Genomic DNA, 25,957 nt, shown 5'->3' on the forward strand with positions numbered 1-25,957 from the left:
CCTGAGTATAAATTCACGATACTAGAAGCCTGGATTCACAATGGCGCAAGCGCAGATACGGCGGCAGCAGATCGAGGACACGCTCAAGAACGTCATCAAGGTCACGCGCGACCTGATCGCCGAGGGCGGATGGTCGGCGGCGCAGATTTCCGTGATTGCAAGCCGCGCCGGTCTCGCGACCGGCTCGGTCTACCGCTACTTCGATTCCAAGGTCGATCTGTGCGTGCAGGTGCTCTCGGAAGTCTCGAAGCGCGAGGCCGAAGTCGTAGCCGGGATCATCGATTCCGAAGGCGACGCCACCTCGCGGATGCATGACGCCGTGGCGACGTTCGTACGGCGGGCCGCGCGCGAGCCCCGCCTGGCCTACGCCCTGATTGCCGAACCCTGCGAGCCCGCGCTCGACGAAGCCAGACTCCAATACCGCGATGCGCTCGCCAAGCAGTTTGCCCGGCTGATCGACGACGGCATCCGCCGCGGCGAATTCATCGACATGCCGAGCGACGTCATCTCCACCTGCGTGACCGGCGCCATGATGGAGCCACTGATCCGGCCGCTCGCACGCGCCACGAGACCCCGGAAGCAGGAGATCGAGGCGCTTGCCGAACAGGTGGCGATCGCGTGCGTTCGCATGGTCCGCGCCAATACGCCGAAGCTGACCAGCCTCAAGAAACCCCGGAGAGCCCAATGAACGCGACGCTCCAGGCGCAGCGCGCGGATCAGCAACTTCCGCCTGTCGAAACCCACGAGGTTCTGAATCAGGCCAGTCCCTGCAGCGGGTACAACGCGTTCACCGGCGATGTCGTGCTGCGCGACATGGTCGAACGCCATGCGCCATGGAGCGCCAGCAACGCCGCGACGGTCGGCGCGCTTGCCGGTGACGCGCAGGTTCAGGAAGCCGCAAGGCTGGCCAACGAACATGGACCGCAGCTGCGCAGCCACGACCGCTTCGGCAACCGCACCGACTGGGTCGAATTCCATCCATCCTGGCATCAACTGATGGGACTGGCGTTCGGCAACGGTGTTCACAGCCTTGCCTGGACCGCCGTGCAGCCCATGGGCCATTTCGCGCGCGCGGTGCTCAGTTATCTCTGGAACCAGGTGGAAAGCGGCGTCGGCTGTCCGACCGGAATGGCCTATGCCGCCGCCGCCGGTTTTGCCGGCAAGCCCGAGTTTGCGCTGTGGCGCGAAAAGACGCTGTCCACGCAATATGATCCAAGGCGCCTGCCGGTCGAGCAGAAAACCGGCGCGGTGATCGGTTACGCCATGACCGAAAAACAGGGCGGCTCGGATCTTCGGCAAACGCAAACCATTGGCGTGTTTGCCGGCAGCGAGAACGGCGCGCAGGTCTATCTGCTGACCGGGCACAAATGGTTCTTCTCCGTCCCCACCTGCGACGGTTTCTACACGCTGGCGCGGACCAAGTCCGGCGTCAGTTGCTTCTTCGTGCCCCGCCTGCTTGCCGACGGCAGCGCCAATCGTGTTTTCGTGCAGCGCCTCAAGGACAAATGCGGCAACCGCTCCAACGCATCGAGCGAAGTCGAGTTCAACCGCACCCTTGCGATGCTGGTCGGCGAGGAAGGTGGCGGCATCCGGGAGATACTGTCCCACGCCCACCTCACGCGGCTCGATTTTGCGGTCGGATCGGCCGGCCTGATGCGCCAGGCGCTGACGCTGGCCATCAACCACGCCTCGACGCGCAACGGTTTTGGTCACCGGATGGCCGACCTGCCGATGCAGGCGAACGTTCTGGCCGACCTTGCACTGGAAAGCGAAGCGGCAACGCTTGCCGCCCTTCGGATCGCGCGCGCGACCGACGGCATGCAGTTGAGCGAGAGCGAACGGTTGCTCGCGCGCGTCGCCACGCCGGTCGTAAAATTCTGGAACTGCCAGCGCGCCACCACCTTTGTCTGTGAAGCCCTCGGGGTTCACGGCGGCAATGGCTTCATCATGGAGAACCCGATCGCGCGGCTCTATCGCGAGGCGCCGCTGAACTCGATCTGGGAAGGCACATCCAACATGATGTGCATGGACGTGCTGCGGGCGCTGAGCCGTGAGGAAGGCGCGCTCGAAGCGTTCATGACGGAGGTGTCCGGCCAGGGAACGGTGGATCGGGCGCACGGGCAGTTCCTGTCCGACCTGAACGACGATCTCGGCGCCCGCGTCAATGACGAGGGCAACGGCCGCGCCATCGTCACGCGCATGGCGCTGGCGTTGCAGGCCAGCGAAATGTTGAAGCACAGCCCGGCAAGCGTGGCGCATCGCTTCATAAGCTCACGGCTCGGAAGCCGCCATGCCGGCGTGATCGGCACGCTCGCCAACGGTCCTGATATCGGCGACATCGTCGCCCGCGCCACGCTCACTGCCAACTGAGGAATTCCTGATGGGCAAGATGGAAGTCATCCCGATCTCAAACGTACAAGCCGCGGTATCGACTGAAGAATGGCGAACCCGCATCCACCTCGCCGCGTGTTACCGCCTGATGGCGGCGTATGGCATGACGGATCTGATCTACAACCACATCAGCGCGCGCATCCCCGGCGCGGCAGAGCACTACCTCATCAACCCCTATGGCATGCTGTATGAGGAGATCACGGCCTCGAGCCTGGTCAAGATCGACGTCGAAGGCACCACCCTTCTGCAGCCGGACCATGGTTACAATGTCAACGTGGCGGGCTTCTATCTGCACGCGCCGATTCACAAGAACCGGCCGGACCTGCAGTGCATCATCCACACGCACAGCCGCGCCGGCACGGCGGTCAGCGGTTTGCGCGAGGGACTGTTGCCGCTGTCGCAGACGGCGATGCGCTTTTTCGGCCGCATCGGCTATCACGATTTCGAAGGGCCGGCGATCAGCGGGGCGGAGTGCGACCGCATCACCTCTGATCTTGGCCCCCACGACATCCTGATCCTGCGCAATCACGGGCTGCTCGCCTGCGGCCGCAGCATCCCGCAGGCCTTCAACGCCATGTACTGGCTGGAGAACGCCTGCCGCATCCAGGTCGACATGCTCTGCTGCAACCGTCCTTTGTATCAGCCGACCGCTGCCGCCATCGACAATACGGTGACCTGCTTTGCAGGCACCGAAATCACGCTGCTGAACGAGGCCGAGACCAATCCCACCGTCAATGAAGACGCGCGCGGTAACGCGGGCGGTTATGGCGGGCTGGAGTGGGACGCCTTGCTGCGCAAGCTCGATCGCATGGATCCCGCCTTCCGGAGTTGACGATGCAGGAACAGGCACGGCTTCATCGGGTGCGGCCGCGTTGGCCGCACGCTCGCGCAGGCCTTCGCGAATGCCGGTTACAAGGTGACAGGCGCCTGGAGCCGGAAGGCGGCCGACCTGGCGCTGATGGCCGGCGAAGTGCCTGGCTTAAAGCCGCTTGCAAGCGCGCAGGCGGTGGCCGATGCCTGCGACTTCGTCTGGCTGACCGTGGCCGACGACGCCATTGCGACGGTGGCAGACGGCATCGCATGGAGCCCGCGGCACCGGGTCATCCACTGCAGCGGCGCGACCGAGATCAACGCGCTGCAGAATGCGAAAGATCACGGCGCCTCGATCGGCGGATTCCACCCGATGCAGATGTTCACCAATCCCGCCGTCGCGCTGAAGGGACTGCCGGGTTGCACCGTCGGGGTCGAGGCCGAAGCCGAACTTCTCGAAGCGCTGCAACGAATGGCATCGGACATCGGTTGCATCCCGGTGCAGGTGCCTGCTGGACAGCGCGCGCTGTATCACGCCTCCGCCTACTATGTCGGCCCGTTCCTCATCGCGCTGCTCGCCGAAGGCGCGAACCTGTGGCGGAAGTTCGGGGCGAGCGAAAAACAAGCGCTCGATGCGATGCTGCCGCTGCTTGCGGGGACCCTTTCCGCTGTCCGCGATGGCGGCCTCGCCCACGGCATGGGCGGGTGTGTCGCCAGAGGCGACATCGGAACCGTGCGCAAGCACCTCACGGCGCTGGACCGGTACAATCCGGATGCAGGTCAACTCTATCGCGCGCTGGCAAAACGCAACATTCCGCTCGGGCTCGCCCGCGGCAGCCTGAGCGCGGCTGCCGCCGAACGCATCGGCGAGACGCTCGCGATCGACGCGAAAGCGGACGCCTGAGGCCATCGAGGTTTCGGATGATGATCCGCCGGCCGGCTATGTCTGCGGAGGGTAGCGGTCGAACACCGGCAGTTCGTGCGCCTTCTCCATCCAGCTCACGCGTTCGGCGACCTGAATGTGCGCCATCACAGGAACGGCATCGGGATCGTCATAGGTGCCGCTTTGCACGTCGATGATCCCGGGCAGCATGTTCGTATTGACGTAGAACAGGCCGGTGCCGCAATGGGCGCAAAAATGCCGCCTTCCGTGTTCGGAAGACGCGTAGACCTTCGGCTCGCCCTGCGTCACCTTGACTGCGTCTTCGGCGTACATCGCCCAGCCGACCATCGGTGCGCCGGCGTGCCGCCGGCAATCCGCGCAATGACACAACGCATGAACGATCAGGTCGCCGTCCACCTGGTAACGAATCTGGCCGCAATGACAGCCGCCGGTAATGCGCATCAGTCTTCTCCGCATGATTTCGGAAAGAGAATACTATGGCGCGGATCAACCGAAAACTGCGGCATAAACGCATGCACGCCGCGCGCAATTCAGAAGCGATCTTCCAGTTGCTCTATGACGATTGCGTGTCGCGCGTCGGCGTTACGCCGACTTCCGCACGGCGTTGTCGACCAGCGTCTTGCCGAGCGACCAGATCGCGCCGGGCACTTTGTGACTGGAGGCGATGACGGTGTCGAACGCCTTTTCGATCCAGCTGCAGTCTTCTTCAGTAATGACAAGAGGTGGCAGCAGCTTGATGGTGTGGCTGCCATGGCCGGAGACCTGGGTCAGGATCTTGTGATCCTTGAACAGCGGCACCGTGATGAGCTGGCAGAACAAGCCCTTGTTGGCGGTCTCGAGCACGTTCCAGGATGCTTTCAGCCGCAGCGATTTCGGCGGACCGAATTCGATACCGATCATCAGCCCCTTGCCGCGCACTTCCTTCAGCAATTCGTAGCCGGGCACCATGCGCGTCAGCGCGAGCCGAAGTTCGGCGCCGCGCTTGGCGGCCTGCTCGACCAGCTTTTCCGCCTTCATCACTTCGAGCGTGGCGATACCGGCCGCCATCGCCAGATCGTTCTTTGCAAAGGTCGAGCCGTGCACGACCGCGCGGTCCATTTGATTGAAGATCTTGTCGAAGATGCTCTTGCGCGTCAGCAGCGCGCCGACCGGCACGTGACCACCCGATAGCGCTTTCGCCAGCAGCACCATGTCGGGTTCGACGTTCCAGTGCTCGACCGCCAAAAACTTGCCTGTGCGGCCGATCCCGGTCTGGATTTCATCGGCAATGAACAGCGTGCCGTATTTGCGGCACAGCGCAAGCGCGCCCGGCAGAAACTCGTCGGTGGGCAGGTTGACGCCCTTGCCCTGAATCGGCTCGACGATGAACGCGGCGACCTGACGCGACGACAAAGCCTGCTCAAGGGCGGCGAGATCGTTGAACGGGATCTGGGTGCATCCCGGCAGCAGCGGTTCGAAACCGCCGCGGAAGTTCGAATCATCCATCAGCGACAAGGCGCCGTAGGACAATCCATGAAAGGAATGGGAACAGGAGACAATGCCGGGCCGCCCGGTGGCGCCACGGGCGAATTTGATCGCCGCTTCGACGGTTTCGGCGCCGGAATTGGCAAAAAACACCTTGTCCAGATATGGCACATGCTCGAACAGACGTTCCGCCAGCACCCCGGCCAGCGTCGAGACGTCGAGCTGCACCAGATTCGGAAAATCGGCGTCGAGCACGCTTTTCAACGCATGGCGCAACGCCGGATGGTTGCGGCCAATCGCAAAAACGCCAAATCCGCTCAGTAGGTCGAGATAACGGGCCCCGTCACGATCGAAGAGGTATTGACCTTGACCCTTCTGAAAGCCGACATCATAGCCAATCGTCTTGAGCACGCGGACGAGCTGCTCGTTCAAATGGCGCGAGTGCATGGAACTGCGTTGCGCCTGGCGCTCCACAAACATCTCGGAAACGTCTAGATTTGAACTTAGCATTCGCTACATACGTCGGTTGATGGCCATTTCGTCAACTGAAAACGCCCAATGCGGCGTTTTGACCCCTCTCGGATCATCTACATAAGCATAAGCATAGGTTTGAACCATGTTGCACTGCCCAAGAACTGTCGCGCGCAGAATAGTTTTTTCCGGATTCATTTTTGCCACAGGTGTTACTTCCGCACTGGCCGCCGACCCCACAGGCGATTGGAAAGTGGCCGACGGCGTCGCCAACATTCGCGTAGCACAATGTAACGGCAACATGTGGGGTGCCGTCGCCTGGGAGAAGACGCCGGGTGGCCGCGATACGAATAATCCGGATGCCTCAAAGCAGAGCAGACCGACGCTCGGCATGCCGATCCTGATCAACATGAAGAAGAAACCCGGCGTCGATGCGTGGGAAGGCCAAGTCTACAACGCCAAGGACGGACAGTCTTACAGCTCGACCATCAAGCCGATCGGAACCGACCAGCTCGAGATTCAAGGCTGCGTGCTCGGCTTCCTGTGCGGCGGCGAAACCTGGACCCGCGTCGGGCCGCCTATACCCTCAAGCCCCAGCAACAGCATGGCCAAGGGCGCCGCGCCGAAAAATCAGGCAGGTGCGGCACCGAAGGCTGGCGGCTCGGCGACGGCGCCGGGTCTGACGCCCGCGCCCGGCTCGCCGGCGGCAACCGCCGCGCCGAAGACCACCGGTGCCGTGAACCCGGCGCCGGGTCAAAAGCCCGTCGGCGGCCAGAAGCAGGCGGCCGCCGATCCCGTCGGCGATATCTGCCTACTCCCCGATATCGCGCGGTTTGCCCATTAGCGCAGGCTGAAACAGCAGCACCGCCGCCAGCGTGGTGATGAGCGACAGCGCCAGCAATTTACCCATGCTGGCGGTGCCGGGATGACTGGACAGCCACAGGCTTCCGAAAGCCGTGGCGGTCGTCAGCGCGCTGAAAAAGATCGCGCGCGTCAGGCTGGTCTGCAGCAGGTTGGTTCTGCCGGAGCGCCATGCCGTCACGTAATAGATCTTGAACGCGACGCCGATGCCGAGCATCAGCGGCCACGCGACGATGTTGGCGAAGTTGAGCGGCAGCCCGATCAGCACGCAGATCTCCATCGTCACCGCGCCGGCCACCAGCAGCGGCACCAGCGTCAGCAGCACGTCGGCGACCCGCCGCAGCGCCAGCCAGAGCAGCACGCTGATCACGATCAACGCCCAGATGCCGGCGTGGATGAATGCCTTGACGACGGTATCGCCGGATTTGAGAATCGAGACCGGTCCGCCGATCGCAGTCGGCTCGGCGGCGAGAACCGCATCGGCAAACTTGCGCAGGACTTCATTGTCGTTCGGATCACCCTTCGGCAGCGCCTCCACGCGCATCAGGCCGTCCTTGGTCTTCCAGCTGCTCACGAGTTCGGGCGGCAAGGTCTTCAACGTGACCGGCTGGGCCTGCATCGTGTTCTTGAGCTGGTCGAAGGTTATCTTGAGCGGGATGACGAAAACATTCTGCGCCTTGTCGCGGACCGCTTGCGTTGATTCGGCCAGCTTCGACAGCGCATCAGCCAGCCGCCGTGCTGCGACCGCACCCGGGCCTTTGCCGTCGCCGGCGGTCTTGCGCAGGTTGTCGACCGAACTCTTGAGTGCCTCGACGTTCTCGGCATCGGTCGGCGCCGCATCGACGGAATCCGGATTGAGCGCGGGGCCCACCACCTTGGCGGCCTGCGCGATCAGCTTCAGTTTGGCCGGCTGATCCTCCGGCACGAAACTGTCGAGCGACATCACGCGAAGCACTTCCGGCACCTTCTCCAGCTTCGCCTCGATCTTCTTGGCGTCGGCGTCCGAATTGGTCATCACGTTGATGGCGTTGGCGCCGGTGTTCGGATCCTTGCGCAGATCGAGGAAGGTCGCGATCGACTCCACCTGCGAGTTGCGCAGATTGATCGGGTTGAAGTCGAACTTCATGAAGTAGAGCAGCGGCAGACCGGCCAGCGAGACCAAAATCGTGCCTGATATGATGATGACGCGGTGGCGCTCGAGAAAATCATCGAGCGGCGCCAGGAAGGCGTAGCCGACCGGCTCGCTTTCACCGGGCGGGTTGAGCAGCGTCAGCATCGCCGGCAACGTCGTGATGCTGGTAATGAACGCCACCAGCATGCCGGCGCCGGCGATCTTGCCGAGTTCGGAAATACCCTTGTAATCGGTCGGCAGGAAGCACAGGAAACCGGCGGCAGTCGCCATCGCCGCGAGCGACAGCGGGACCGCCGAGCGGCGGGCCGCGCTCTCCAGCGCGAGCACCAGATCATCGTTCTTGAAGCGCTCCGAACGATAGCGGACGCTGAACTGGATGCCGAAATCGACGCCGAGGCCGACAAACAGCACGGCGAACGCGACCGACAGCAGATTGAGCGAACCCACCATCATCAGGCCGACCGCCGTGGTGATGGCAAGGCCGACGAACAGGTTCACGAACACGGCGAAGATGATCTTGCCGGAATGCAGCGCCATCCAGAGAATCACGAGCACGATCACGACGGTGCCGATGCCGTTGACGATCGCACCGTCCTGGACGGTGGCGTATTCCTCATTGGCGATCGGAATCGGTCCGGTCAGCCGCACGCGCGCGCCATACTCGCCCGCGAAATTCAGGTCCTTGGCCGCCTGCCGGATCGCGTCGGTGGCTTCCTTGCCGGGCTCGAGCGCGTTGTAGTCGACCTTCGGCTTGAATTCGATGAAAGCGCGCTTGTCGGAATCGGCGAGCGGCTTGTCGCTGACGAGTTCACGCCACGAGAACGTCGCCGTTCCCTTGCTCAGGATGTTCTCGACGGTCTGCGAGATCTGGTTGAAGGGCCGTTCCGTATTGTCGAGTTTGACCTGGCCGCGCTTGATGCCGGCAAGGCCGGTTTCCAGCGCGCCGGTCAGACCGCGGATCGACGGATCGCCGGCCATGATTTCGATCAGCGGCGCGGCGGCTTCGAGCTGGCCGGCGACCTTGCCGACCTCCTCCACGGGCAGGAACAGCAGCCCGTTCTTCTCGAAGAACTCGCCGGAACCGAGCGGCTGCACCGATTCGAAATTCTTGGTGTCGCCCGCAAGCTTATCGGCCAGCGCCTTGCCGGCGGCACTGGTGAGCTCGGGGGTCGGGCCCTCGACGACGGCCAAAATCAGCTTTTCGCGATCGAACGCCTTCTCAAACTGGTTGTCGCGCTTGCGCCAGTCCAGGTCGGGCGAAATCAGCGTGTTGATGTCGGTATTGATGACGAAGTTGCGGGCCGCATAGAAGCCCGCGCCAATCGCGAGGAGCAGCGAGACGACGACGATGAGGGTGGCAAACCGCGTGCACGTTCTAACAATTGAGACAACCAGGCTGGTCAGCACATCATTTCTTTCTAAGTCTTAATAGGGAGCTTGCCGAAAACGTCCGCTGTCTAGCGGAGTTCCCGGGGGCGATCTACATCGGGCGATCTATTGTTGTGGTTACTGTCAGAAAGGCCCGCTCAGAGAAGGCAAAACGGGCCGAAATGGCATTGAGAAACCCCATATAGACGCCCAGTGCGGGCGAGAAAGTGACGAAACGGTGAGGAATGGCACTTAATTCAGGTATTATGATACTTCCGTCGCCCCCAAGCCGAACACGGCCTTTTGCGTTCCGGCTTTTCTAGACGCTAATTTTTTGACACAAAGCCCTGTGCTTCCATGTGCTTGGGTGGATTACCCCCGGAACGGTGGTGCGGTTATTGCAGTTTGTTCGGCCGGGCCCGGCAGGACTGACTGCGCGAAGGCATTTGTTTGAATTTGGTGCAACTTGGGTAATGAGCGTCCCATGGAAGTATATCTTGCGCAGCCCCGCGGATTTTGCGCGGGCGTCGTGCGCGCCATCGAGATCGTCGAGCGTGCGCTGCAGAAATACGGCCCGCCGGTCTATGTGCGTCACGAGATCGTGCACAACAAATACGTGGTCGAAAGCCTGAAAAACAAGGGTGCGATCTTCGTCGAGGACCTGTCGGAAGTTCCACCGCGCGCCGTTACCGTGTTCAGCGCCCATGGCGTGGCCCGCAGCGTCGAGGAGGAGGCTGCCGCCCGCGGCCTGCCCGTCCTCAATGCCACCTGCCCCCTCGTCACCAAGGTCCACAATCAGGGCAAACGGTATATGTCGAAGGGCCGGGCCCTGATTCTGATCGGCCATGCCGGCCACCCCGAGGTCGAGGGAACCATGGGTCAGGTTCCCGGAACCGTCCTTTTGGTCCAAAACGTCGACGATGTGGCCTCCCTGACGCTGCCGATCGACACCCCGGTGGCCTATATCACCCAGACAACACTGAGTGTTGACGACACAAAGGACATAATTGCGGCCCTTCAGGCCCGTTTTACAGATATTCAAGGCCCCGACATCCGGGATATCTGCTATGCGACACAGAACCGCCAATCTGCGGTAAGGGACCTGAGCAAACTGGTGGACGTCATTTTGGTGGTGGGGGCCGCCAATAGTTCCAACTCAAACAGGCTTCGCGAAATCGGCACCGAGGTCGGGGTCGCGAGTTATCTCATTGCCGATGGCAGCGAGTTGAACCCTGATTGGCTTAAGGATGCGAAAGCCGTCGGCATCACGGCGGGCGCCTCGGCGCCCGAAGTTTTGGTCGACGACGTGATCGAGGCTTTGAGGCGTATCGGACCCGTCACGGTATCGGTGCTTCCTGGGAGGGAAGAAAATATCGAATTCCGGCTTCCAGCCGAACTGACTGCGGGCTGATCCATTCACGAGTTACGACGACTAAGGTCCAGAAAGAAATCCTGTAATGGCAATACCGTTCTTCAAGGAGTTGCGTATCGGCGGCTATCTGATCAAGCAAAAGCTGCTTGGCCGTAAGCGCTACCCGCTGGTGCTGATGCTCGAACCGTTGTTTCGCTGCAACCTCGCCTGCGTCGGCTGCGGCAAGATCGACTATCCCGATGCGATCCTCAATCGCCGCATGTCGGCGCAGGAGTGCTGGGACGCGGCCGATGAATGCGGCGCACCGATGGTGGCGATCCCCGGCGGCGAGCCGCTGATCCACAAGGAGATCGGCGAAATCGTGCGCGGCCTCGTGGCGCGCAAGAAGTTCGTCTCGCTCTGCACCAACGCGCTGCTGCTGGAAAAGAAGCTCGATCTGTTCGAGCCCTCGCCCTATTTGTTCTTCTCCGTGCATCTGGACGGCCTGAAGGATCACCACGACAAGGCGGTGTCGCAGAAGGGCGTGTTCGACCGCGCGGTTTCGGCGATCAAGGCTGCGAAGGCGCGCGGCTTCACCGTCAACGTCAACGCCACGATCTTCGACGGGCACGCGGCGGAAGAGATCGCCAAGTTCCTCGACTTCACCACCGAACTCGGTGTCGGTGTTTCGATGTCGCCGGGCTACGCCTATGAGCGCGCGCCGGACCAGGAGCACTTCCTCAACCGCACCAAGACCAAGAAGCTGTTCCGCGACGTCTTTGCCCTCGGCAAGGGCAAGAAGTGGAACTTCATGCATTCCGGCCTGTTCCTCGACTTCCTGGCCGGCAACCAGAGCTACGAATGCACCCCGTGGGGCATGCCGGCGCGCAACATTTTCGGCTGGCAGAAGCCCTGCTACCTGCTCGGCGAGGGCTACACCAAGACCTTCAAGGAATTGATGGAGACCACCGACTGGGAGACCTACGGCACCGGCAAATACGAGAAGTGTGCCGACTGCATGGCGCATTGCGGCTATGAGCCGACCGCCGCCAATGCCGCGCTGGTCAATCCGTTGAAGGCGATGTGGGTGGCGCTGCGCGGCGTCCGGACGTCAGGTCCGATGGCGCCGGAGATCAACCTCGATAAACAGCGTCCGGCGCAGTACATCTTCTCATCGGAAGTACAGAAGCGCCTGTCGGAGATCCGCAAGGACGAGGCGGCTGCCGCAGCCGCCAAGCAGCAGCAGAAAGCCTCCACGGCCGCCTGAGGGCGACCGAGAGCGCAACGCGGCCAGCCCGCGTTGCGTGAAGGCTGAGATTCAAAACGAAGAGCACAAAACAAAAATGCCGTCGCACATGCGACGGCATTTTTCATTGCAGCGAACTAATTCAGCGGTCGTCAGGCGTTGGCCGCAGCCAGCCCCTCGCCGCCGGAGATGAAACCGCGGCAGCCGCGCAGCGAACGCAGCGCACGATTGAAATCGATGCCCGTGGACACCAGCGCGCGCAACGTCCTCGGATTGCGCGCGACGCCGCGCAGCACCTTGCGCAGGTCGATGTCGCCGTTCGGCTTGATTGCGCTCTTGGCCAAAGCCGGCAGCGAGCGGCTGGCAGGATCAGAGATGACGCGGAGTGCCGCGAACGGAATGCCTGCCTTGGCCGCATAGGCCGCCGCGATATGGCTTTCCATGTCGACGGCCGCAGCCCCCGTCTCCGAATGCAGCGCGGCCTTGCAGGCGGTCGCCGCGATCACCTGCTCCACTCCGGCCAGACCGCCACGAATCACGCGACGCCGCCGCAGCGCGGCGCTGGCAATCACTTCCTCGTTGAGCGCCAGACCGGCCAGAAAACGGGTATCGCCGGCCAGAACCTCGGTCGCGACCACGACATCGCCCGACTTCAGCGACGGATCGAGCCCGCCAGCGACGCCGAAGGAGATGACGCCCCTGAATGTCGATGAATCCAGTGTCGCGAGCAGCGCGCGCAATTGCTGCGGATCGCTACTGCTGCAGATCACGATCATGCCTGGACCGGCCGCAATGCGGGCCTCTTGTACCAAGCCTGTAACGATCAAAACCGGCCGCGGATCAATTTGATTGAGATCACCCGAATTGAGGTCACTCGAATTGTCCACGATCGCGGCGGCCCCCGCCCCCCAAGTCACATCCCGACCCCTACCACCCTGCTGTTGGTGCTTCTCAAATTCCGATACCGCGCCATCGCCCAGAGCGGAAAGAACTTCGAGTAGCCATGATAACGCAAATAAAACACCCGCGGAAACCCCGTAGCCGTGTAGCGCGGCTCATCCCACAGCCCTTTTTCGGTCTGTGTGGTTTTTAGGTACTCCACACCGCGCGCAACTGCCGGGTTCCCGACCTCGCCCGCTGCCATCAGTCCAAGCAAGGCCCATGCCGTTTGCGAGGAGGTCGATGGTGCGGCCTCGAATCCCCTGTAGTCCAGCCGGTAGCTGACCGCATCCTCGCCCCAGCCGCCGTCCTGATTCTGAATCGATAGCAGCCAATCGACCGCCTTGCGAATCATTGGGTCCTGATGATCGATACCTGCGACATTTAGCGCACAGAGCACCGACCAGGTGCCGTAGACGTAATTCAGCCCCCAGCGGCCGTACCACGAGCCTTCGGCAAGCTGGGTGCGGCGCAGATAGTCGATGCCGTCGGCAACAGCCTTGCTGGTCGCGGCGGTTTCGCCGAGTTGCGCCAGCATCGAGACGCAGCGCGCGGTGACGTCCTCGGTCGGCGGATCGAGCAGCGCGCCGTGGTCGGAGAACGGAATGTTGTTGAGATAGTATTCGAGGTTGTTGACGTCGAAGGCGGCCCAGCCGCCATCGCGGCTCTGCATGCCCTCGATCCACTCGCGGCCGCGCGCGATCGCGATATCGTATTCGGAGCTTCCGGACTGCTTGCGCGCGCGGTCCATCGCCATGACAACGACGGCGGTGTCGTCGAGATCGGGATAATGCGCATTGTTGTACTGGAACGCCCAGCCACCCGGCCGCACATCGGGCGCCTTCACCGCCCAATCGCCCTTGAGGTCGAGCACCTGCAGCGGCTTCAGCCAGTCGAGACCCTGCTTCATCTTCGCGAGCGTTTCTTCGCCGCCGGCCTCAGCCAGTGCGTGGCAGGTGAGCGCCGTGTCCCACACCGGCGACACGCACGGCTGGCAATAGGCCTCGTGCTCGCCGATCACCAGGAGCTTGTCGATGCCTCTGCGGGTGATCGCGCGCGGCGGAAAATCCGGTCCCTTGCCGAGCGCCTCGTACATCATGACGATGTTGGCCATCGGCGGATAGATCGCGCCCATGCCGTCTTCGCCGTTCAACCGCTCGTTGATAAAGGCAAGTGCCGCATCGATCGCGCGGGCGCGAAGCTTTTTCGGAAACATCGGTTCGACGACCCGCAGGATGGCGTCGATGCCGCGAAACAGCAGGAACCAGCCCGTGCTTTGATGCGGCGCCTTCGCCGTCATGCCGACCGACTTCGGATCCTGCAGGAACAATTCGTCGATCCCGACGCCTTTCGGATTCTTTGCCAGCGGCTTCAGCGCCGCCATCACCATCAGCGGCACGATCGTGGTGCGCGCCCAGTAGGAGATCTTGTTGATATGGAACGGCGACCACATCGGCAGCAGCATGATCTCGATCGGCAGCACCGGTACCGCGCGCCAGGTCAGCACGCCGTAGAAAGCCAGCAGGAAGCGGGTGAACACGTTGACCTTGGCGGCCCCGCCGCGCGAACGGATCGCCTCGCGCGCCCGCACCATGTGCGGCGCATCGACGGAATCGCCGATCATCTTCAGCGCGAAGTAAGACTTCACGCTGGCGCTCATATCGAACGCACCGTCCTGCACCAGCGGCCAGCCGCCATGATTGCCTTGCGTGCGCCTGATATAGTTGGCGATCTTGGCTTCGAGTTCGCTGTCGACGGGCTCGGCGAGATAGTGGCGCAGCAGCACATATTCCGACGGGATCGTGCTGTCGGCTTCCAGCTCGAATACCCAGTGCCCGTCGGATTGCCGATAGCCGAGCAGCGCCTGCGTCGCCGAGGAGATCGATTTCTCCAGCGCGACGGGGTCGACTGCCGCGATGGCATCGGCTGCCGCGACGGGATCGGCAACAACGCTTTGATCGACGGAAGACATTTCGTCAGACATCCCTCTGTTCGCGATCGCGCACCGTAAAGCCGGTCACGCGCTCTTCCAGTCAGGCCATCATGCCCTGGCCAGAACCAGATCGGCCGCGCGGTCACCCGACCGCACCGATCCCTCGATGGTTGCCGGCAACCCCGTATCAGTCCAGTCTCCGGCGAGAAACAGGTTCTTGTAAGCGGTGACCGGGCCCGGCCGCAGCGCGTTCTGCTCCGGCGTCGCCTCGAATGTAGCACGGCGTTCGCGCACGATCTGCCAGGGCGGTAACTCGCCCTGCACGCCACCTGCCTTGCAGACATCCCGCCAGATCGCCTGTGCGAGTTCTTCACGTGGCATATCGACCAAACGGTCGCCATTGCTGATGGTGACCGACAGGCGCTGCGGGAATGCAAACAGCCATTCCACCAATCCACCGACGACGCCAAGGATCGGCACCGCATCCCTTGGTGGATCGAAGCGGAAATGCGCATTGACGATGGCGCGGTATTTCGTCGGCGTCTTGAGACCCGGCAGCAACGAGGCGGCGGGACGCGGCGGAACGGCGAGCACCACGACATCGTCAGGCGCCAGCGCAATCGCGTCATCGCCGAACTTCAGTGCGCCGACATGGCTGCCGTTCATCACGAACTCGCGCAACTCGTGGCCGAGCTGAACTGTGTCGCCCCTGTCCTGCAAGAGCTTGATCGCAGGTTCGATCAGCACCGAACTTAAGCCCTCGCGGGCGATCAGCGGCCGGCAGGCCTGACCGCCGGCGAGCAGCGTTTCACGGACGATCGCGCCGGCCAGCCCCGCCGAGCCCTCCGGCGGATCGACGTTGAGCGCGGCCAGCAGCAACGGCTGCACCAGCCGCTGGTACAACGTGCCCTCGCAGGGGATCGCCTTGCCGACCAGTTTGTCCGTCCCTGCCCAGATCAGAGGCATCAGTGCGAGATAATCGCGCAAGGACGTGTCGGGCACCCGGCGCGCCTCGTCGAACACCCACAGCGGCAGCCGGCCATCGCCGAGATCGAGCTGCCAGCGCTGGCCGGTCGAGACGTCGCAGAAGGGAAACTGCGCGCGCTTCGGTCCCACCAGTCCCGCCTCGGTGCCGATCGAACGCGCATAGGCCAGCGCATGGCTGTTGCCCGACAACAGCAGGTGATTGCCATTGTCGATCATCAAATTGGTGGCGGCGTCGAAATAGGAACGGCAGCGGCCGCCGGTCGTTTGCGTCGCCTCGTGGACGCACACCTTGTAATTGGCGTTCGCCAGCCGGACGGCGGCGGAGAGGCCGGAAATGCCGGCGCCGATGATGTGAGCGGTTTTTTGCATCAGATGATCGCGTAACGGAGAAGGATGCCGATCTTGGCCATCTTGGTGACGCGGACCGGCGCGCGCGGCGCGGCAAAGCCCCGTTCCAGCAACAGCTCGAGGATGGCGCGGTAATATTTCGACATGATCCGGGGCGCGCGCACCTTGCGGCGCGAATTGCGCTTCATGATCTCGTCGGCTTTCTCGAAGTACGCCTTGGCCCGTTCCGCCAGCGGCTGGCAAACTTTCGGCAAGGCGCGCTCGACAATCACCTTGTGCGGATCGTCACTGGTGATCCCGGCATGCAGCAGGGCTTCACGCGGCAGATACAGACGGCCGAGGGTGGCGTCTTCATCGATGTCGCGCAGGATGTTGGTCAATTGCAGCGCGCGGCCAAGATGATGCGCAAGCTCGACGCCGTCGTGCTCGGGCAACCCGAACACCCGCACGGACAGGCGTCCGACGGCGCTCGCGACGCGGTCGCAATAAAGGTCGAGCGTTGCGAAATCCGGCGCGCGGATGTCCTGCGGCACATCCATTTCCATGCCGTCGACGACCGCCAGAAAATCCTCGCGCTTGAGGCCGAAGGTCCGCACCGCGGCGACGTAATCCTGCAGGCGTGCCGGCGGACGGCCCTGATAGAGCGCGTCGATGTCGTCACGCCATTGCTGGAGGCCGGCGAGCCGTTCCGGCCGCGGTTCGTGGGAATCGGCGATGTCGTCGACCTGCCGGCAAAAACTGTAGATCAGGAACATCGCCTCGCGCTGGTCGCGCGGCAGGATGCGCATCGCGGCATAGAACGAACTGCCCGACGCGGTGGTGCCGTAATTTGCGTCGGCCGCCGCCGTCTCTGATGTCATGCGCCGGCCGCCGGGTTCGACACGGGCCGCCGGCCCACCGCGCGGCGCGCGATCTCGCCGGCGACACCACCGAGGCTTTGCGCCAGCAATTCGAGCGGACTGAGATGCACGCGCTCAGCGAGGGGATCGCGCACCTTCAGCATGCCTACGATCTTGTCGGCAAAGGCCTGGATCACCGAGATCTCGAGGCCGAGGCGGAAATCCTTCACTTCGGCCGCCAGCGATTTGCTTTCGTTGAGCACGGTCTCGGTCCGCACCGCGAGCGCCTGCAGGCACTTCAGCAAAGCCGGCGGTGACTTCGCCTCGCCCAGCATCTCGACCGTAGCACCGGCGGCTGCGAGCGCGTCGCGCGGCAGGTAGACACGGTTGAGGTCGCGAAAATCCTTGGCGCAGTCCTGCAGATGGTTGTTGATCTGCAGACCGGCGCACAGCGCGTCCGAGGCGGCCCAGGTCGAGGTGCTCTCGCCGTGGACGTCGAGCATGAAGCGGCCGACCGGCATCGCCGAGTAACGGCAATAATGGATCACGTCGTCCCAGTTCTCGTAACGCAGCTTGGTAACGTCCATCCGGAACGCAATCAGCACGTCGAGCGCGTGGCGCGGCGGCATCTCGCGCGTGGCGAGCGCATGGTGCAGGCTGACCGCCTCTTTCTGGGTGTCGCCCTTGCCGAGCAACTCCGCTTCAAAGAGGTCGAGGAGCCTCAGCTTTTCGTCTGGCGGCAGCGTCGCGTGATCGGCGATGTCGTCGGCCGTCCTGACGAAATTGTAGAAGCTGAGAATCAGCGCCCGGTGACGCGGATGAATGATCCACGACGCGACCGGAAAGTTCTCGTCACGGTGGGTTTTTCCGGATCGCAGTTCGCTCGCGCTGGTCATCGAAGGCTGGCTACATTGGTCCAAATGGCGGCACGCGCCGATATCAGGCGCGCGCGACGGATCGCGAGCCCCATATAGGGGAATACGCCGCCAAAACCAATGCTGTCTGGGGCATCAAGCCCATGCCGCCGCTCCCGGCAAATACGCCGGAAACGGGCCTTGTACGACGGTTAACCGGTGCGGACGGGGTTATTGCCCGTGGCTTTTCAGCACCTGGTCGCAGGCCGACGTGATCTTCGGACGATTTTGCTGCAGGCAGGCCAGGATCGTGAAATCGCCCTGATCGATCACCGCGCGGCAAAAGCGCTGCACGTCACGGGAGCAAGCCTTTTGCTCTTCCGGCGTTCCACTGCGCTGTTGCTGGGCGAAGGCATCCGATGACACCGCGATCGACAATAAAGAGAGAGCCAGGAAAAGTTTACGCATCGTATTCCTTCATTTCGGCAGCAAGAAATCCTGTTCCCGAATCGTGTTTCGGCATCGCCGGGACGGATTTGTCTGAAGACGCCGCGTAGCGCAGCAATGAGCCGACGACAAGCGCTGGTAAATGCGGCCAAATTTGCGGCGCCGCCGCCCATCCATTAACCAATTGATATATCACGTTTATTTACGGAATAACTTTCTTCTTGATTGGCTGTTGCGGACCGGACCCCGCAAAGCTAGATGCTGCCGATGAAGCTCGCCGGGATTTTTTGATTCCAGTGCGTGAAAATGCCGCCTGTCGTGACGCTATCGCCGCAGCTGGCATTTTGTCATTTGAACCTAACATATCGCGGGAACACTAAATCTTCGATGTGGGCGAGACGTGTCTTTGATAGAGCGTCTATTTTGATGGGAAAATCACAATGAAAATGTTTGGTTCCAGCCTGTTTGGTCAGGCTCTCACGGCCGTCGGCGTTGGCGCCGCGCTGATGTTGTCGGTCTCCGCAGGCTACACGCAGGCGGGAGGCCCGTTTGCCGGTTTTGACGGAAATTGGGCGGGCGCAGGCACGGTCGCGCTGTCCAACGGAACCACGGAAAACATCCGCTGCAAGGCCGACTACAAGGTCAATGCCAACGGGCTCGGCCTGAAGCAGAACCTGAACTGCGCCAGCGACAGCTACAAATTCGTTCTCTCCAGCGACGTCACCAGCCAGGGTGACCGTATCTCCGGCAACTGGAGCGAAAAGAGCCGCAACATCTTCGGCAACCTGCAGGGCACCGCAGGCGGCGGACAGATCGACGTGTTCGTCGAGGCGTCCGGATTTGCGGCCAATTTGAACTTGCGGACCAACGGCACCAAGCAGATCGTCCAGATCAGTTCCAAGGGCGAAATCCGCGGCGTCAACATCACGCTGACGAAGACCTGATCGAACAATCCTCTTTAGTATCAGAGCCAGGTTCTGTTGATCAGAACCTGGCTCTTTCTCGTGCAGACGGCTTTTTGCAAAAGCTGCCGATCGGTTATTTTGCGGCTATTTTGCCGGCTTGGCGTGAGCGCCGGTGCCGCGGATCTTTTCCGACAGGTTGATCAGGAACATCGACGTCGGCCGCAGGATGAAGAGATCCGCGACCAATGCTGCGACCATCGAGAACGCGCTGAGCCAGCCAAACAGGCGCAGCGACGGCAGGTCCGAAAACACCGTCACGACGAGGCCGCAGGCCAGCACCACCGTGGTCAGGATCAGCGCCGGGCCGACCAGCACGGTCGCGCGTTCCACCGCCAGTTCCGGACTGATGCCGGGCTTCGACTCCAGCCGCAACCGGTTCAGGAAGTGGATCGTCGCACTGAGGCCGAGGCCGAACGACACCGTCAGCGCCACGACGCTGGCGAATTGCAGTCCCTCCCCCAGCATCCACAGCACGGTGCCCGATGCCACCACCGGGAAAATGCCGGGCAGGATGCAGGAGAACATCACCACCACCGAGCGGAACGCGAGGCCAATGAAGATCGCGACCAGCAGGAATTCGATGGTGAGGCCGTGGTTGAGCTTCTGGATCATGTTGGCGCTGTTGCGCGCGGCGATGGCCGACAGACCCGTCACTGCGATCTCATAGCCTGGATGCTCGGCGCGCACCTTGTTGAGCGCTGCGTCGAGCTTGTCGACCACGGGAAGGATCTCGCTTGAATCGAGATCGGGAACGCGGCCCGACACCACCACGGCGTCCTGATCGGCCGAGATGAAGCGCCGCACCAGATGTTCGGGAATCACGCTGACATATTCCTTCAGCGTCGCGACATCGCTGCTCCCTGCCTTTTCGGCCAACCAGCGGCGCAGCGTTTCCAGCGACCAGACGTTGCCGACGCCGGCCGCCGTTTCCACCATGGCGTGGACATCGGCGATCGTCTTCAAGGTGTCCGCCGAATAGAGCGAGGCGCCCTTGGGGAATTCGATCAGCACGTCGATCGGGTTGGCGCCGGTGAGCTTGGCATCGAGACGGCTCGACGCCGCCACCGCCTGGCGCTTGTCGGGCACCTGGTCGGCGAGACGATAACGCGGTTCCAGCGTGGCGTAGATGTAGCCGAGGCCGGCGACCAGGATCACCGCGAGCAGGCTGAACAGCCCGGGGCGGCTGACCATGCGTACAGCGATCCAGTAGCAGAAATTGCGCAGCGCCTGAACGCCGGCGTCGGCGCCCTGAAACTTCACCGCCATGATCTTTTCGTTACGCACCAGAAGCACGCCGAAGGCGGGCACCAGTGACAGCACCGCGATCAGCGCGATGATGGTGGCGGCAAGGCCGGCCTCGCCGAATTTGCGGATCAGCTCGGAGTCGGAGAACTGGAGCGCGATGAACGAGATGCCGGCGGTACCGTGGGTGAGCACGCAGGCCGGCCCCACCACCAGCACGGCGTTCTTGAAGGCGGTGTATTTGTCCTGTCCCGCGATCAGCCGGTCGCGCGCCGCGAAGGTCAGCTGCATCGAATCGGAGAAGCTGATCACCATGATGAGCGGCGTCATCACGTTGAGGAACATGTTGAGATTGAATCCGGCCCAGCCGAGACCGCCGAGCGAAAGCAGGATCGCGATGATCGGCGGGAACGCCGCGATGATCATGAACGATATCTTGCGGAAGAAGATGATCGCGATGATGCAGCCGGCCAGGATGCCGAGGATGTTGTAGGTCAACCCGTCGCGCTTGACCGCGTTGCGGATCTCGAGCTGCATGACCGGAACGCCGGACAGCTGCGCATTGAGCCCGCTGCCGGCGAGATCGTCGGCCATGATCTTCCTGATGTCGGCGATCACCTTGGTGAGGCTTGAACTGCCGACGATCGAAGGTTCGAGCGACAGCACCATCAGCGCCAGCGTGCCGTCCTCGGACAGCAATTTGCCGCGAATGATCTCGTTGGTCTTAACGGTCTCGACGAATTTGTCGTAGGCTGCACCTTCCGGCAGCTCGGAGGGGAACAGCGCCGCCGGCAGCCTGCCGCGCTCGGGCGCCTGACGCGCCGAAAACAGCGACACCAAGCCGCGCACGCCGTCGACCAGTTGCAGGTCCGTGACCATGTCACGGATCTTTTCGAGGTTGGGGCGCGCCATCAGCGTCTTGCCCTCGACCACCACCAGCACGTCGAATTCGGTCGCCGGAAAGCGCTTTGTGACGGCTTCGTACTGCTTGTAGTCCTTGGAGTCGGAGCGGAACAGCTGGCTCAGCGAATCATCGATCTTGATGCGCTGGATGCCAAAGATCGCCGCGATCATCAGGGCGGCCAGGATGAGGCAGGACAGGATGGGCGCCTTCATCGCGATGAGCCCCATGCGCTCGAGCCCGAAGGCGATGCTCTGCCCGGGCGGCGGCGGCTCCTCGATCTCCTCGACGTGGACCCGACTTTCGGTGTTCTTTTCGAGCATACCCTGTCCAGTTCTCACGTCGGCTTGAATTGTAGCTTGGGTTGCGGGCGCGAATGCGGCTCAGTCAGCCCCATATCTGATTGGCGCTGATCGGCGCTAGCCCTTGAAATCACGCGGTAAATTAACCGCCGCCGTTTTACAGGCCCGGACCGCATACGGCAAGCTCACGACAGGGTAGAAATCAGCGCGCGGAACACGAAAATCAGCGCTAAGTCTCTGATTTGTCACACTCGAACTAATCGGCCCCGATCCGCGCAGGCGCTGCGCCGCCGCTTTCATCTTTTAGTGCGACGCCCGTGATTTGCCGGGCCAGCCCCTCGCGCACCAGCCAGGCGATCTTGAAGGCGGCTTCATCGTAGTTCAGGCCCGCGCCGTGAATGTTGGAGACGCAGTTGCGATCAGCGTCGGTGAGGCCGATGCGCGGCGCAAAGGTCAGATAGGCCCCGAGGCTGTCCGGCGCCGACAGGCCCGGCCGCTCGCCGATCAGCATCAGGACCATGCGCGCGCCGAACATGGCGCCGATCTCGTCACCCAGCGCCACGCGCGCGCCGGAGGCGACCGCGGTACCGCCGGGCTGGATCCCGGCTTCCTGCAATCGCGGAACCAGATTGCGAACCAGTTCGATCGCATGGACGTTGACCGCCGCCGGCGACAGGCCGTCGCCGACCACGATGGCCAGCTGGCACGGGCTGTCGCTTCGATCCGCCAGCGCGCGTTGCGAGGCCGGATCCAGCATGCGTCCGAGATCGGGGCGGCGCAGATAAGCGCCCCGGTTGCGCGCCTGGCTGGAGAGGAGAACCGGCGCCAGTCCAAGACTGGCCAATCCCTCGACGAGACGCGACGTGTCGAAGGCGCCATGAACCGCATCGCGGGCCCGTGCGTGGTCGAGGGTGAAGGCGAGCAGCGCATCGGTCGGCATGCTGACGCCGGCCCGGCCAAGCCCGACGCGCGCCGGCGTCAGCTCCCGCAGATCGCTCAGCGAACGGGACGGTAGCACCGGCGTTTTCATATCGGTGTTACTCGGCGGGGACCGAGGCCTCGCGCAGCCGGATCGAATAGTTCGATGCACTCTGCTGACCGCCGGAGGCCGCGCGCGAGAACAGGATCAGATGATGCGCGATCATCGCTGACCCGATCAGGCCCTCGATGTCGCCCTGCCGCAGCCGCCGCAGCGCGAATTTCCAGAACGCCTTCCGGTAGTCGCCGAGCACCCCGACTTTCCAGAAGATATTGCGCAGCATGATCAGGCCGCGCCGGATATTGGCCCAGCTACGCATCTCCGGGCTGACAGGCCTTTTGAGCCGGTTGGCGTAGGTGTATTCGCACTGATACTGATAGCGCGCGAACAGCCGCGCGGGTTCATAGGCGAACTCCATGCATTTGCGCCATGAACTGACCACCTGATCGTAGGGCAGCAGGAAATCGACATTGGAGTCGCGGCCGTCCTCTTCCTCGAGCAGCCGGCCTTCCTTTTGCAGGCGATCCCACAGCGGCGTCTTCGGCAGCGCCTGCAGCAGATTGATCGTCAGCAGCGGAATCCGGGATTCATCGACAAAGGCCAGCAACGCGTCGGCGGTCTCGGGCTTGTCGGTGTCGAGACCCATGATGATGCCGGAGACGACCTCCATGCCATAGGAATTGATGGTGTGGATGCCTTCCAGGATCGGGACCATCATGTTGTGGTCCTTGTGCATCGCTTTCAGCGCGCCGGGATCGGGCGTTTCGATGCCGCAGAACACCGTGACGAAGAAGGCCTCGCGCATCTTCTCGAGGATCTCGGGCCGCTTGGCGATATTGAGCGTCGCCTCGCAGGCGAGCCGGGTGATGTAGCCGTGTTTTTTCTGCCACTCGACCAGATGCGGCAACAGGTCGAGCGCCGCCTTCCGGTTGCCGATGAAATTATCATCGACGAAATACACCGTGTCGGTCATGCCGCATTCGCGCAGTCGGTCGAGCTCGGCAATGATCTGCTGCGGCGCCTTGATCCGCGGATTGCGGCCATAGAGGCCGGGGATGTCGCAGAACTCGCACTGATAGGGGCAGCCGCTGGAATACTGGATGCTGCCGAGCAGATATTTCTTGATCTCGGCGAGCTCATAGGCCGGGATTGGGAATTCCGTCATCGCCAGGCGATCGGCGGTTTTCAGCACCACCTGCTGCTCGGGCCGTGACGGGTCGCGCGCCAGCCGCGCGATCAAATCATTGGTCGCGTCGCCGAGTTCGCCGACATGGAGATAATCGAACGAGGGATAGTAATCCGGGCAGGCGCTGACCGACGGCCCGCCGATCGCGACCGCAAGGTCGAAAGCGTGGGCGCGGCGGCAGATGTCGTTCATCTGCTGGCGCTGGATGTGCATGCCGCTGACGAACACCGCTTCCGCCCACTCGAAATCTTCTTGGGTGGCGGGGCGAAGGTTTTCGTCGACGAAGCGGACCGGCCAGTTGGCCGGCAAATAGGCCGCGATCAGCAGCAACCCCTGCGGAGGCATGAAAGCCTGGACGCCGTCGGTCAGAGGATAGGCGTACTCGAACGTGCCAAAAGAAGACGTGTATCGCGGGAAGACACACAGAATGCGCCGTGCCGTCTCAATGCCTTCAGCTCTCATCAAACTTCCTCAGCCAAAGCCCTGTCGCAAATTTAAGCACGTCATTGAAGGGTGGGCCAGAAATTCTTCAAGATTGTGGCGGCCCCTTATAACGCGCTGGCGGCCCAATGGTTGCGTGACAGGTTAGTCACCGGGCGCGCCCGGACGGTTCAAGCGATCAGCCGTGACGCAAATTCGGGTAGCAGGCCCGCGTCACCCGCAAGGCGGAAATCGGCGCCGGCAAGCCCGCTGCGCAGCAGCCAGTCGTCGAATTCGGGCGCCCGCTTCAGTCCGAACAGGTCCCTGACATAGAGCGCGTCGTGGAATGAGGTGGATTGATAGTTCAGCATCACGTCATCCGCGCCCGGCACCCCCATGATGAAGGTAACGCCGGCGGCCGCCAGCAGCGTCAAGAGATTGTCCATGTCGTCCTGGTCGGCCTCGGCATGGTTGGTGTAGCAGACGTCGACGCCAAGCGGCAGGCCGAGCAGCTTGCCGCAGAAATGGTCCTCCAGCCCGGCGCGGATGATCTCCTTGCCGTCATACAGGTATTCCGGGCCGATAAAGCCGACCACGCTGTTGACCAGCAGGGGATCGAAGGCGCGCGCCACGGCATAGGCCCGCGCCTCCAGGGTCTGCTGATCGACATTGTGATGGGCGCCCGCCGACAGCGCCGAGCCCTGCCCGGTCTCGAAATACATCACATTGTCGCCGACGGTACCGCGGCGTAGCGATAACCCGGCCTGCTGCGCTTCCCGCAACAGCGCCAGATCGACGCCAAAGCTGCGGTTGGCGGCCTCGGTCCCTGCAATCGACTGGAATACGAGATCGACGGGCGCGCCCTGCCCGATCAGCCCGAGCGTGGTGGTGACATGGGTGAGCACGCAGCCCTGGGTCGGGATCTGCAGCCGCGCGATGACGCCGTCGAGCAGGCGCACGAGTTCGCCGATCACGGCCGGATCGTCGCTCGCCGGGTTGATGCCGATACAGGCGTCGCCCGATCCGAGCAGGATGCCGTCGAGGATCGAAGCGGTAATGCCCTTGGCGTCGTCAAAGGGATGGTTGGGCTGCAGGCGGACGCTCATGCGGCCCTTCAGTCCGATGGTGTTGCGAAACGCCGTCGTCACGGCGCATTTTTGCGCAACCAGGATGAGATCCTGGTTGCGCATCAATTTGGACACGGCGGCGGCCATTTCCGGCGTGATCCCGCGCGATATCTGCTTCAGCACCGCGGAGGTCGCCGCGTCCGACAGCAGCCAGTCGCGAAACCCGCCCACCGTCAGCGACGAGATGGCGGCAAAGCCTGCCGCATCGTGGCTATCGACGATCAGCCGGGTGACCTCGTCGTCTTCGTAAGGCACCACGGTCTCGCTCAGGAACTGCTTGAGCGGGACATTCGCGAGCGCCATCCGCGCCGCAATCATCTGCTGGGCGCTGTCGGCTGCGACGCCGGCCAGGCGATCGCCGGAACGCCGCGGCGTCGCCTTGGCCAGCAGGTCGCGCAAATCGTCGAAGACGTATGAGGTGGCATCGATGGCTTGGCGATAGACCATGCTGATCTCCAGGCCCCTGCTCTCGCTCCACGCCGTGGCCGCC

Annotated in this window: 21 protein-coding genes and 1 pseudogene; 8 read left to right on the top strand and 14 right to left on the bottom strand. The window is 62.8% G+C overall.

Annotated features, from left to right (window positions below; translation table 11 throughout):
* Window positions 1–40 precede the first annotated feature (40 nt).
* From JQ641_RS33255 to JQ641_RS38780, 4 genes and pseudogenes are all read left to right on the top strand, one after another.
* The gene (locus JQ641_RS33255; RefSeq protein ID WP_212000553.1) at window positions 41–688 is read left to right on the top strand and encodes a TetR/AcrR family transcriptional regulator; all 648 of its coding nucleotides are present in this window, start codon (window positions 41–43) and stop codon (window positions 686–688) included.
* On the top strand, window positions 685–2,370 hold the full coding sequence (locus JQ641_RS33260; RefSeq protein ID WP_212000558.1) for an acyl-CoA dehydrogenase family protein: 1,686 nt from the start codon (window positions 685–687) through the stop codon (window positions 2,368–2,370). The genes JQ641_RS33255 and JQ641_RS33260 overlap by 4 nt, the downstream gene beginning before the upstream one ends.
* 10 nt (window positions 2,371–2,380) lie before the next feature.
* A complete protein-coding gene (locus JQ641_RS33265; RefSeq protein WP_212000561.1) occupies window positions 2,381–3,223 on the top strand; it encodes a class II aldolase/adducin family protein in 843 nt (280 codons plus the stop codon).
* A gap of 18 nt (window positions 3,224–3,241) precedes the next feature.
* Window positions 3,242–4,105, top strand: a pseudogene (locus JQ641_RS38780) (Rossmann-like and DUF2520 domain-containing protein); the annotation flags it as partial.
* 36 nt (window positions 4,106–4,141) lie between these two features.
* Here the strand turns inward: JQ641_RS38780 and JQ641_RS33275 are convergent.
* The 3 genes from JQ641_RS33275 to JQ641_RS33285 all read right to left on the bottom strand — a co-directional run bounded on the left by JQ641_RS33275 (window position 4,142) and on the right by JQ641_RS33285 (window position 6,247).
* On the bottom strand, window positions 4,142–4,546 hold the full coding sequence (locus JQ641_RS33275; RefSeq protein ID WP_212000563.1) for a GFA family protein: 405 nt from the start codon (window positions 4,544–4,546) through the stop codon (window positions 4,142–4,144).
* 141 nt (window positions 4,547–4,687) lie between these two features.
* A complete protein-coding gene (hpnO, locus tag JQ641_RS33280) occupies window positions 4,688–6,079 on the bottom strand; it encodes an aminobacteriohopanetriol synthase HpnO (protein ID WP_212000565.1) in 1,392 nt (463 codons plus the stop codon).
* 3 nt (window positions 6,080–6,082) lie between these two features.
* A complete protein-coding gene (locus JQ641_RS33285) occupies window positions 6,083–6,247 on the bottom strand; it encodes a hypothetical protein (RefSeq protein WP_192737455.1) in 165 nt (54 codons plus the stop codon).
* Here JQ641_RS33285 and JQ641_RS33290 point away from each other — a divergent pair.
* A complete protein-coding gene (locus JQ641_RS33290) occupies window positions 6,186–6,884 on the top strand; it encodes a DUF2147 domain-containing protein (protein ID WP_212000566.1) in 699 nt (232 codons plus the stop codon). The two genes, JQ641_RS33285 and JQ641_RS33290, sit on opposite strands and share 62 nt — an antisense overlap.
* On the opposite strand, the gene hpnN is transcribed toward JQ641_RS33290, so the two are convergent.
* Complete coding sequence (hpnN, locus tag JQ641_RS33295; RefSeq protein ID WP_212000568.1) at window positions 6,852–9,440, bottom strand: hopanoid transporter HpnN; 2,589 nt, start codon at window positions 9,438–9,440, stop codon at window positions 6,852–6,854. The two genes, JQ641_RS33290 and hpnN, sit on opposite strands and share 33 nt — an antisense overlap.
* 445 nt (window positions 9,441–9,885) lie before the next feature.
* Here hpnN and ispH point away from each other — a divergent pair, with 445 nt between their 5' ends.
* Complete coding sequence (gene ispH / locus JQ641_RS33300; protein ID WP_212000570.1) at window positions 9,886–10,812, top strand: 4-hydroxy-3-methylbut-2-enyl diphosphate reductase; 927 nt, start codon at window positions 9,886–9,888, stop codon at window positions 10,810–10,812.
* A 46-nt stretch (window positions 10,813–10,858) separates the two neighbouring features.
* A complete protein-coding gene (hpnH, locus tag JQ641_RS33305; protein WP_192737364.1) occupies window positions 10,859–12,019 on the top strand; it encodes an adenosyl-hopene transferase HpnH in 1,161 nt (386 codons plus the stop codon).
* A gap of 131 nt (window positions 12,020–12,150) precedes the next feature.
* Here the strand turns inward: hpnH and JQ641_RS33310 are convergent, their stop codons facing one another.
* The 6 genes from JQ641_RS33310 to JQ641_RS33335 all read right to left on the bottom strand — a co-directional run bounded on the left by JQ641_RS33310 (window position 12,151) and on the right by JQ641_RS33335 (window position 18,366).
* A complete protein-coding gene (locus tag JQ641_RS33310) occupies window positions 12,151–12,885 on the bottom strand; it encodes a phosphorylase (RefSeq protein ID WP_349628665.1) in 735 nt (244 codons plus the stop codon).
* A gap of 26 nt (window positions 12,886–12,911) precedes the next feature.
* Window positions 12,912–14,909 (bottom strand): squalene--hopene cyclase, encoded by a 1,998-nt coding sequence (gene shc / locus JQ641_RS33315; protein WP_212000573.1) that lies wholly within the window; start codon window positions 14,907–14,909, stop codon window positions 12,912–12,914.
* Window positions 14,910–14,978: 69 nt separating this feature from the next.
* Window positions 14,979–16,226: a hydroxysqualene dehydroxylase HpnE gene (gene hpnE, locus JQ641_RS33320; RefSeq protein ID WP_212000574.1), complete on the bottom strand. Its 1,248-nt coding sequence runs from the start codon at window positions 16,224–16,226 to the stop codon at window positions 14,979–14,981.
* Window positions 16,226–17,065 carry a presqualene diphosphate synthase HpnD gene (gene hpnD, locus JQ641_RS33325; RefSeq protein WP_212000575.1) on the bottom strand — a complete coding sequence of 280 codons (840 nt, stop codon included), beginning with the start codon at window positions 17,063–17,065 and terminating at the stop codon, window positions 16,226–16,228. Before hpnD ends, hpnE begins: the two co-directional genes overlap by 1 nt.
* Window positions 17,062–17,940 carry a squalene synthase HpnC gene (gene hpnC / locus JQ641_RS33330; protein ID WP_212000576.1) on the bottom strand — a complete coding sequence of 293 codons (879 nt, stop codon included), beginning with the start codon at window positions 17,938–17,940 and terminating at the stop codon, window positions 17,062–17,064. Before hpnC ends, hpnD begins: the two co-directional genes overlap by 4 nt.
* A 189-nt stretch (window positions 17,941–18,129) precedes the next feature.
* Window positions 18,130–18,366, bottom strand: coding sequence for a hypothetical protein (locus JQ641_RS33335; RefSeq protein WP_192737359.1), 237 nt, complete (start codon window positions 18,364–18,366; stop codon window positions 18,130–18,132).
* A gap of 419 nt (window positions 18,367–18,785) precedes the next feature.
* On the opposite strand from JQ641_RS33335, the gene JQ641_RS33340 reads away from it, so the two are divergent.
* Window positions 18,786–19,289, top strand: a complete 504-nt coding sequence (locus JQ641_RS33340) for a hypothetical protein (protein ID WP_192737358.1) — start codon at window positions 18,786–18,788, stop codon at window positions 19,287–19,289.
* 105 nt (window positions 19,290–19,394) lie between these two features.
* Here JQ641_RS33340 and JQ641_RS33345 read toward each other — a convergent pair whose 3' ends face one another.
* The 4 genes from JQ641_RS33345 to JQ641_RS33360 all read right to left on the bottom strand — a co-directional run bounded on the left by JQ641_RS33345 (window position 19,395) and on the right by JQ641_RS33360 (window position 25,914).
* Complete coding sequence (locus JQ641_RS33345; RefSeq protein WP_212000577.1) at window positions 19,395–21,776, bottom strand: efflux RND transporter permease subunit; 2,382 nt, start codon at window positions 21,774–21,776, stop codon at window positions 19,395–19,397.
* Between the two features lie 235 nt (window positions 21,777–22,011).
* Window positions 22,012–22,785: an ethanolamine ammonia-lyase subunit EutC gene (gene eutC / locus JQ641_RS33350; RefSeq protein WP_212000579.1), complete on the bottom strand. Its 774-nt coding sequence runs from the start codon at window positions 22,783–22,785 to the stop codon at window positions 22,012–22,014.
* Between the two features lie 7 nt (window positions 22,786–22,792).
* Window positions 22,793–24,382, bottom strand: a complete 1,590-nt coding sequence (locus JQ641_RS33355) for a B12-binding domain-containing radical SAM protein (protein ID WP_212000581.1) — start codon at window positions 24,380–24,382, stop codon at window positions 22,793–22,795.
* A 149-nt stretch (window positions 24,383–24,531) separates the two neighbouring features.
* The gene (locus JQ641_RS33360) at window positions 24,532–25,914 is read right to left on the bottom strand and encodes an ethanolamine ammonia-lyase subunit EutB (RefSeq protein WP_212000583.1); all 1,383 of its coding nucleotides are present in this window, start codon (window positions 25,912–25,914) and stop codon (window positions 24,532–24,534) included.
* Between the last annotated feature and the right edge of the window lie 43 nt (window positions 25,915–25,957).

This window comes from Bradyrhizobium sp. JYMT SZCCT0180, assembly GCF_018130165.1.
Lineage (GTDB): Bacteria > Pseudomonadota > Alphaproteobacteria > Rhizobiales > Xanthobacteraceae > Bradyrhizobium.

What these genes read in the sequence shown, in the direction of transcription:
- JQ641_RS33255 (WP_212000553.1), top strand. Translation starts at nt 41, where the DNA reads ATGGCGCAAGCGCAGATACGGCGGCAGCAGATCGAGGACACGCTCAAG.
- JQ641_RS33260 (WP_212000558.1), top strand. Translation starts at nt 685, where the DNA reads ATGAACGCGACGCTCCAGGCGCAGCGCGCGGATCAGCAACTTCCGCCT.
- JQ641_RS33265 (WP_212000561.1), top strand. Translation starts at nt 2,381, where the DNA reads ATGGGCAAGATGGAAGTCATCCCGATCTCAAACGTACAAGCCGCGGTA.
- JQ641_RS33275 (WP_212000563.1), bottom strand. Translation starts at nt 4,546, where the DNA reads ATGCGCATTACCGGCGGCTGTCATTGCGGCCAGATTCGTTACCAGGTG.
- hpnO (WP_212000565.1), bottom strand. Translation starts at nt 6,079, where the DNA reads ATGCTAAGTTCAAATCTAGACGTTTCCGAGATGTTTGTGGAGCGCCAG.
- JQ641_RS33290 (WP_212000566.1), top strand. Translation starts at nt 6,186, where the DNA reads ATGTTGCACTGCCCAAGAACTGTCGCGCGCAGAATAGTTTTTTCCGGA.
- ispH (WP_212000570.1), top strand. Translation starts at nt 9,886, where the DNA reads ATGGAAGTATATCTTGCGCAGCCCCGCGGATTTTGCGCGGGCGTCGTG.
- hpnH (WP_192737364.1), top strand. Translation starts at nt 10,859, where the DNA reads ATGGCAATACCGTTCTTCAAGGAGTTGCGTATCGGCGGCTATCTGATC.
- shc (WP_212000573.1), bottom strand. Translation starts at nt 14,909, where the DNA reads ATGTCTTCCGTCGATCAAAGCGTTGTTGCCGATCCCGTCGCGGCAGCC.
- hpnE (WP_212000574.1), bottom strand. Translation starts at nt 16,226, where the DNA reads ATGCAAAAAACCGCTCACATCATCGGCGCCGGCATTTCCGGCCTCTCC.
- hpnD (WP_212000575.1), bottom strand. Translation starts at nt 17,065, where the DNA reads ATGACATCAGAGACGGCGGCGGCCGACGCAAATTACGGCACCACCGCG.
- hpnC (WP_212000576.1), bottom strand. Translation starts at nt 17,940, where the DNA reads ATGACCAGCGCGAGCGAACTGCGATCCGGAAAAACCCACCGTGACGAG.
- JQ641_RS33335 (WP_192737359.1), bottom strand. Translation starts at nt 18,366, where the DNA reads ATGCGTAAACTTTTCCTGGCTCTCTCTTTATTGTCGATCGCGGTGTCA.
- JQ641_RS33340 (WP_192737358.1), top strand. Translation starts at nt 18,786, where the DNA reads ATGAAAATGTTTGGTTCCAGCCTGTTTGGTCAGGCTCTCACGGCCGTC.
- JQ641_RS33345 (WP_212000577.1), bottom strand. Translation starts at nt 21,776, where the DNA reads ATGCTCGAAAAGAACACCGAAAGTCGGGTCCACGTCGAGGAGATCGAG.
- eutC (WP_212000579.1), bottom strand. Translation starts at nt 22,785, where the DNA reads ATGAAAACGCCGGTGCTACCGTCCCGTTCGCTGAGCGATCTGCGGGAG.
- JQ641_RS33355 (WP_212000581.1), bottom strand. Translation starts at nt 24,382, where the DNA reads ATGAGAGCTGAAGGCATTGAGACGGCACGGCGCATTCTGTGTGTCTTC.
- JQ641_RS33360 (WP_212000583.1), bottom strand. Translation starts at nt 25,914, where the DNA reads ATGGTCTATCGCCAAGCCATCGATGCCACCTCATACGTCTTCGACGAT.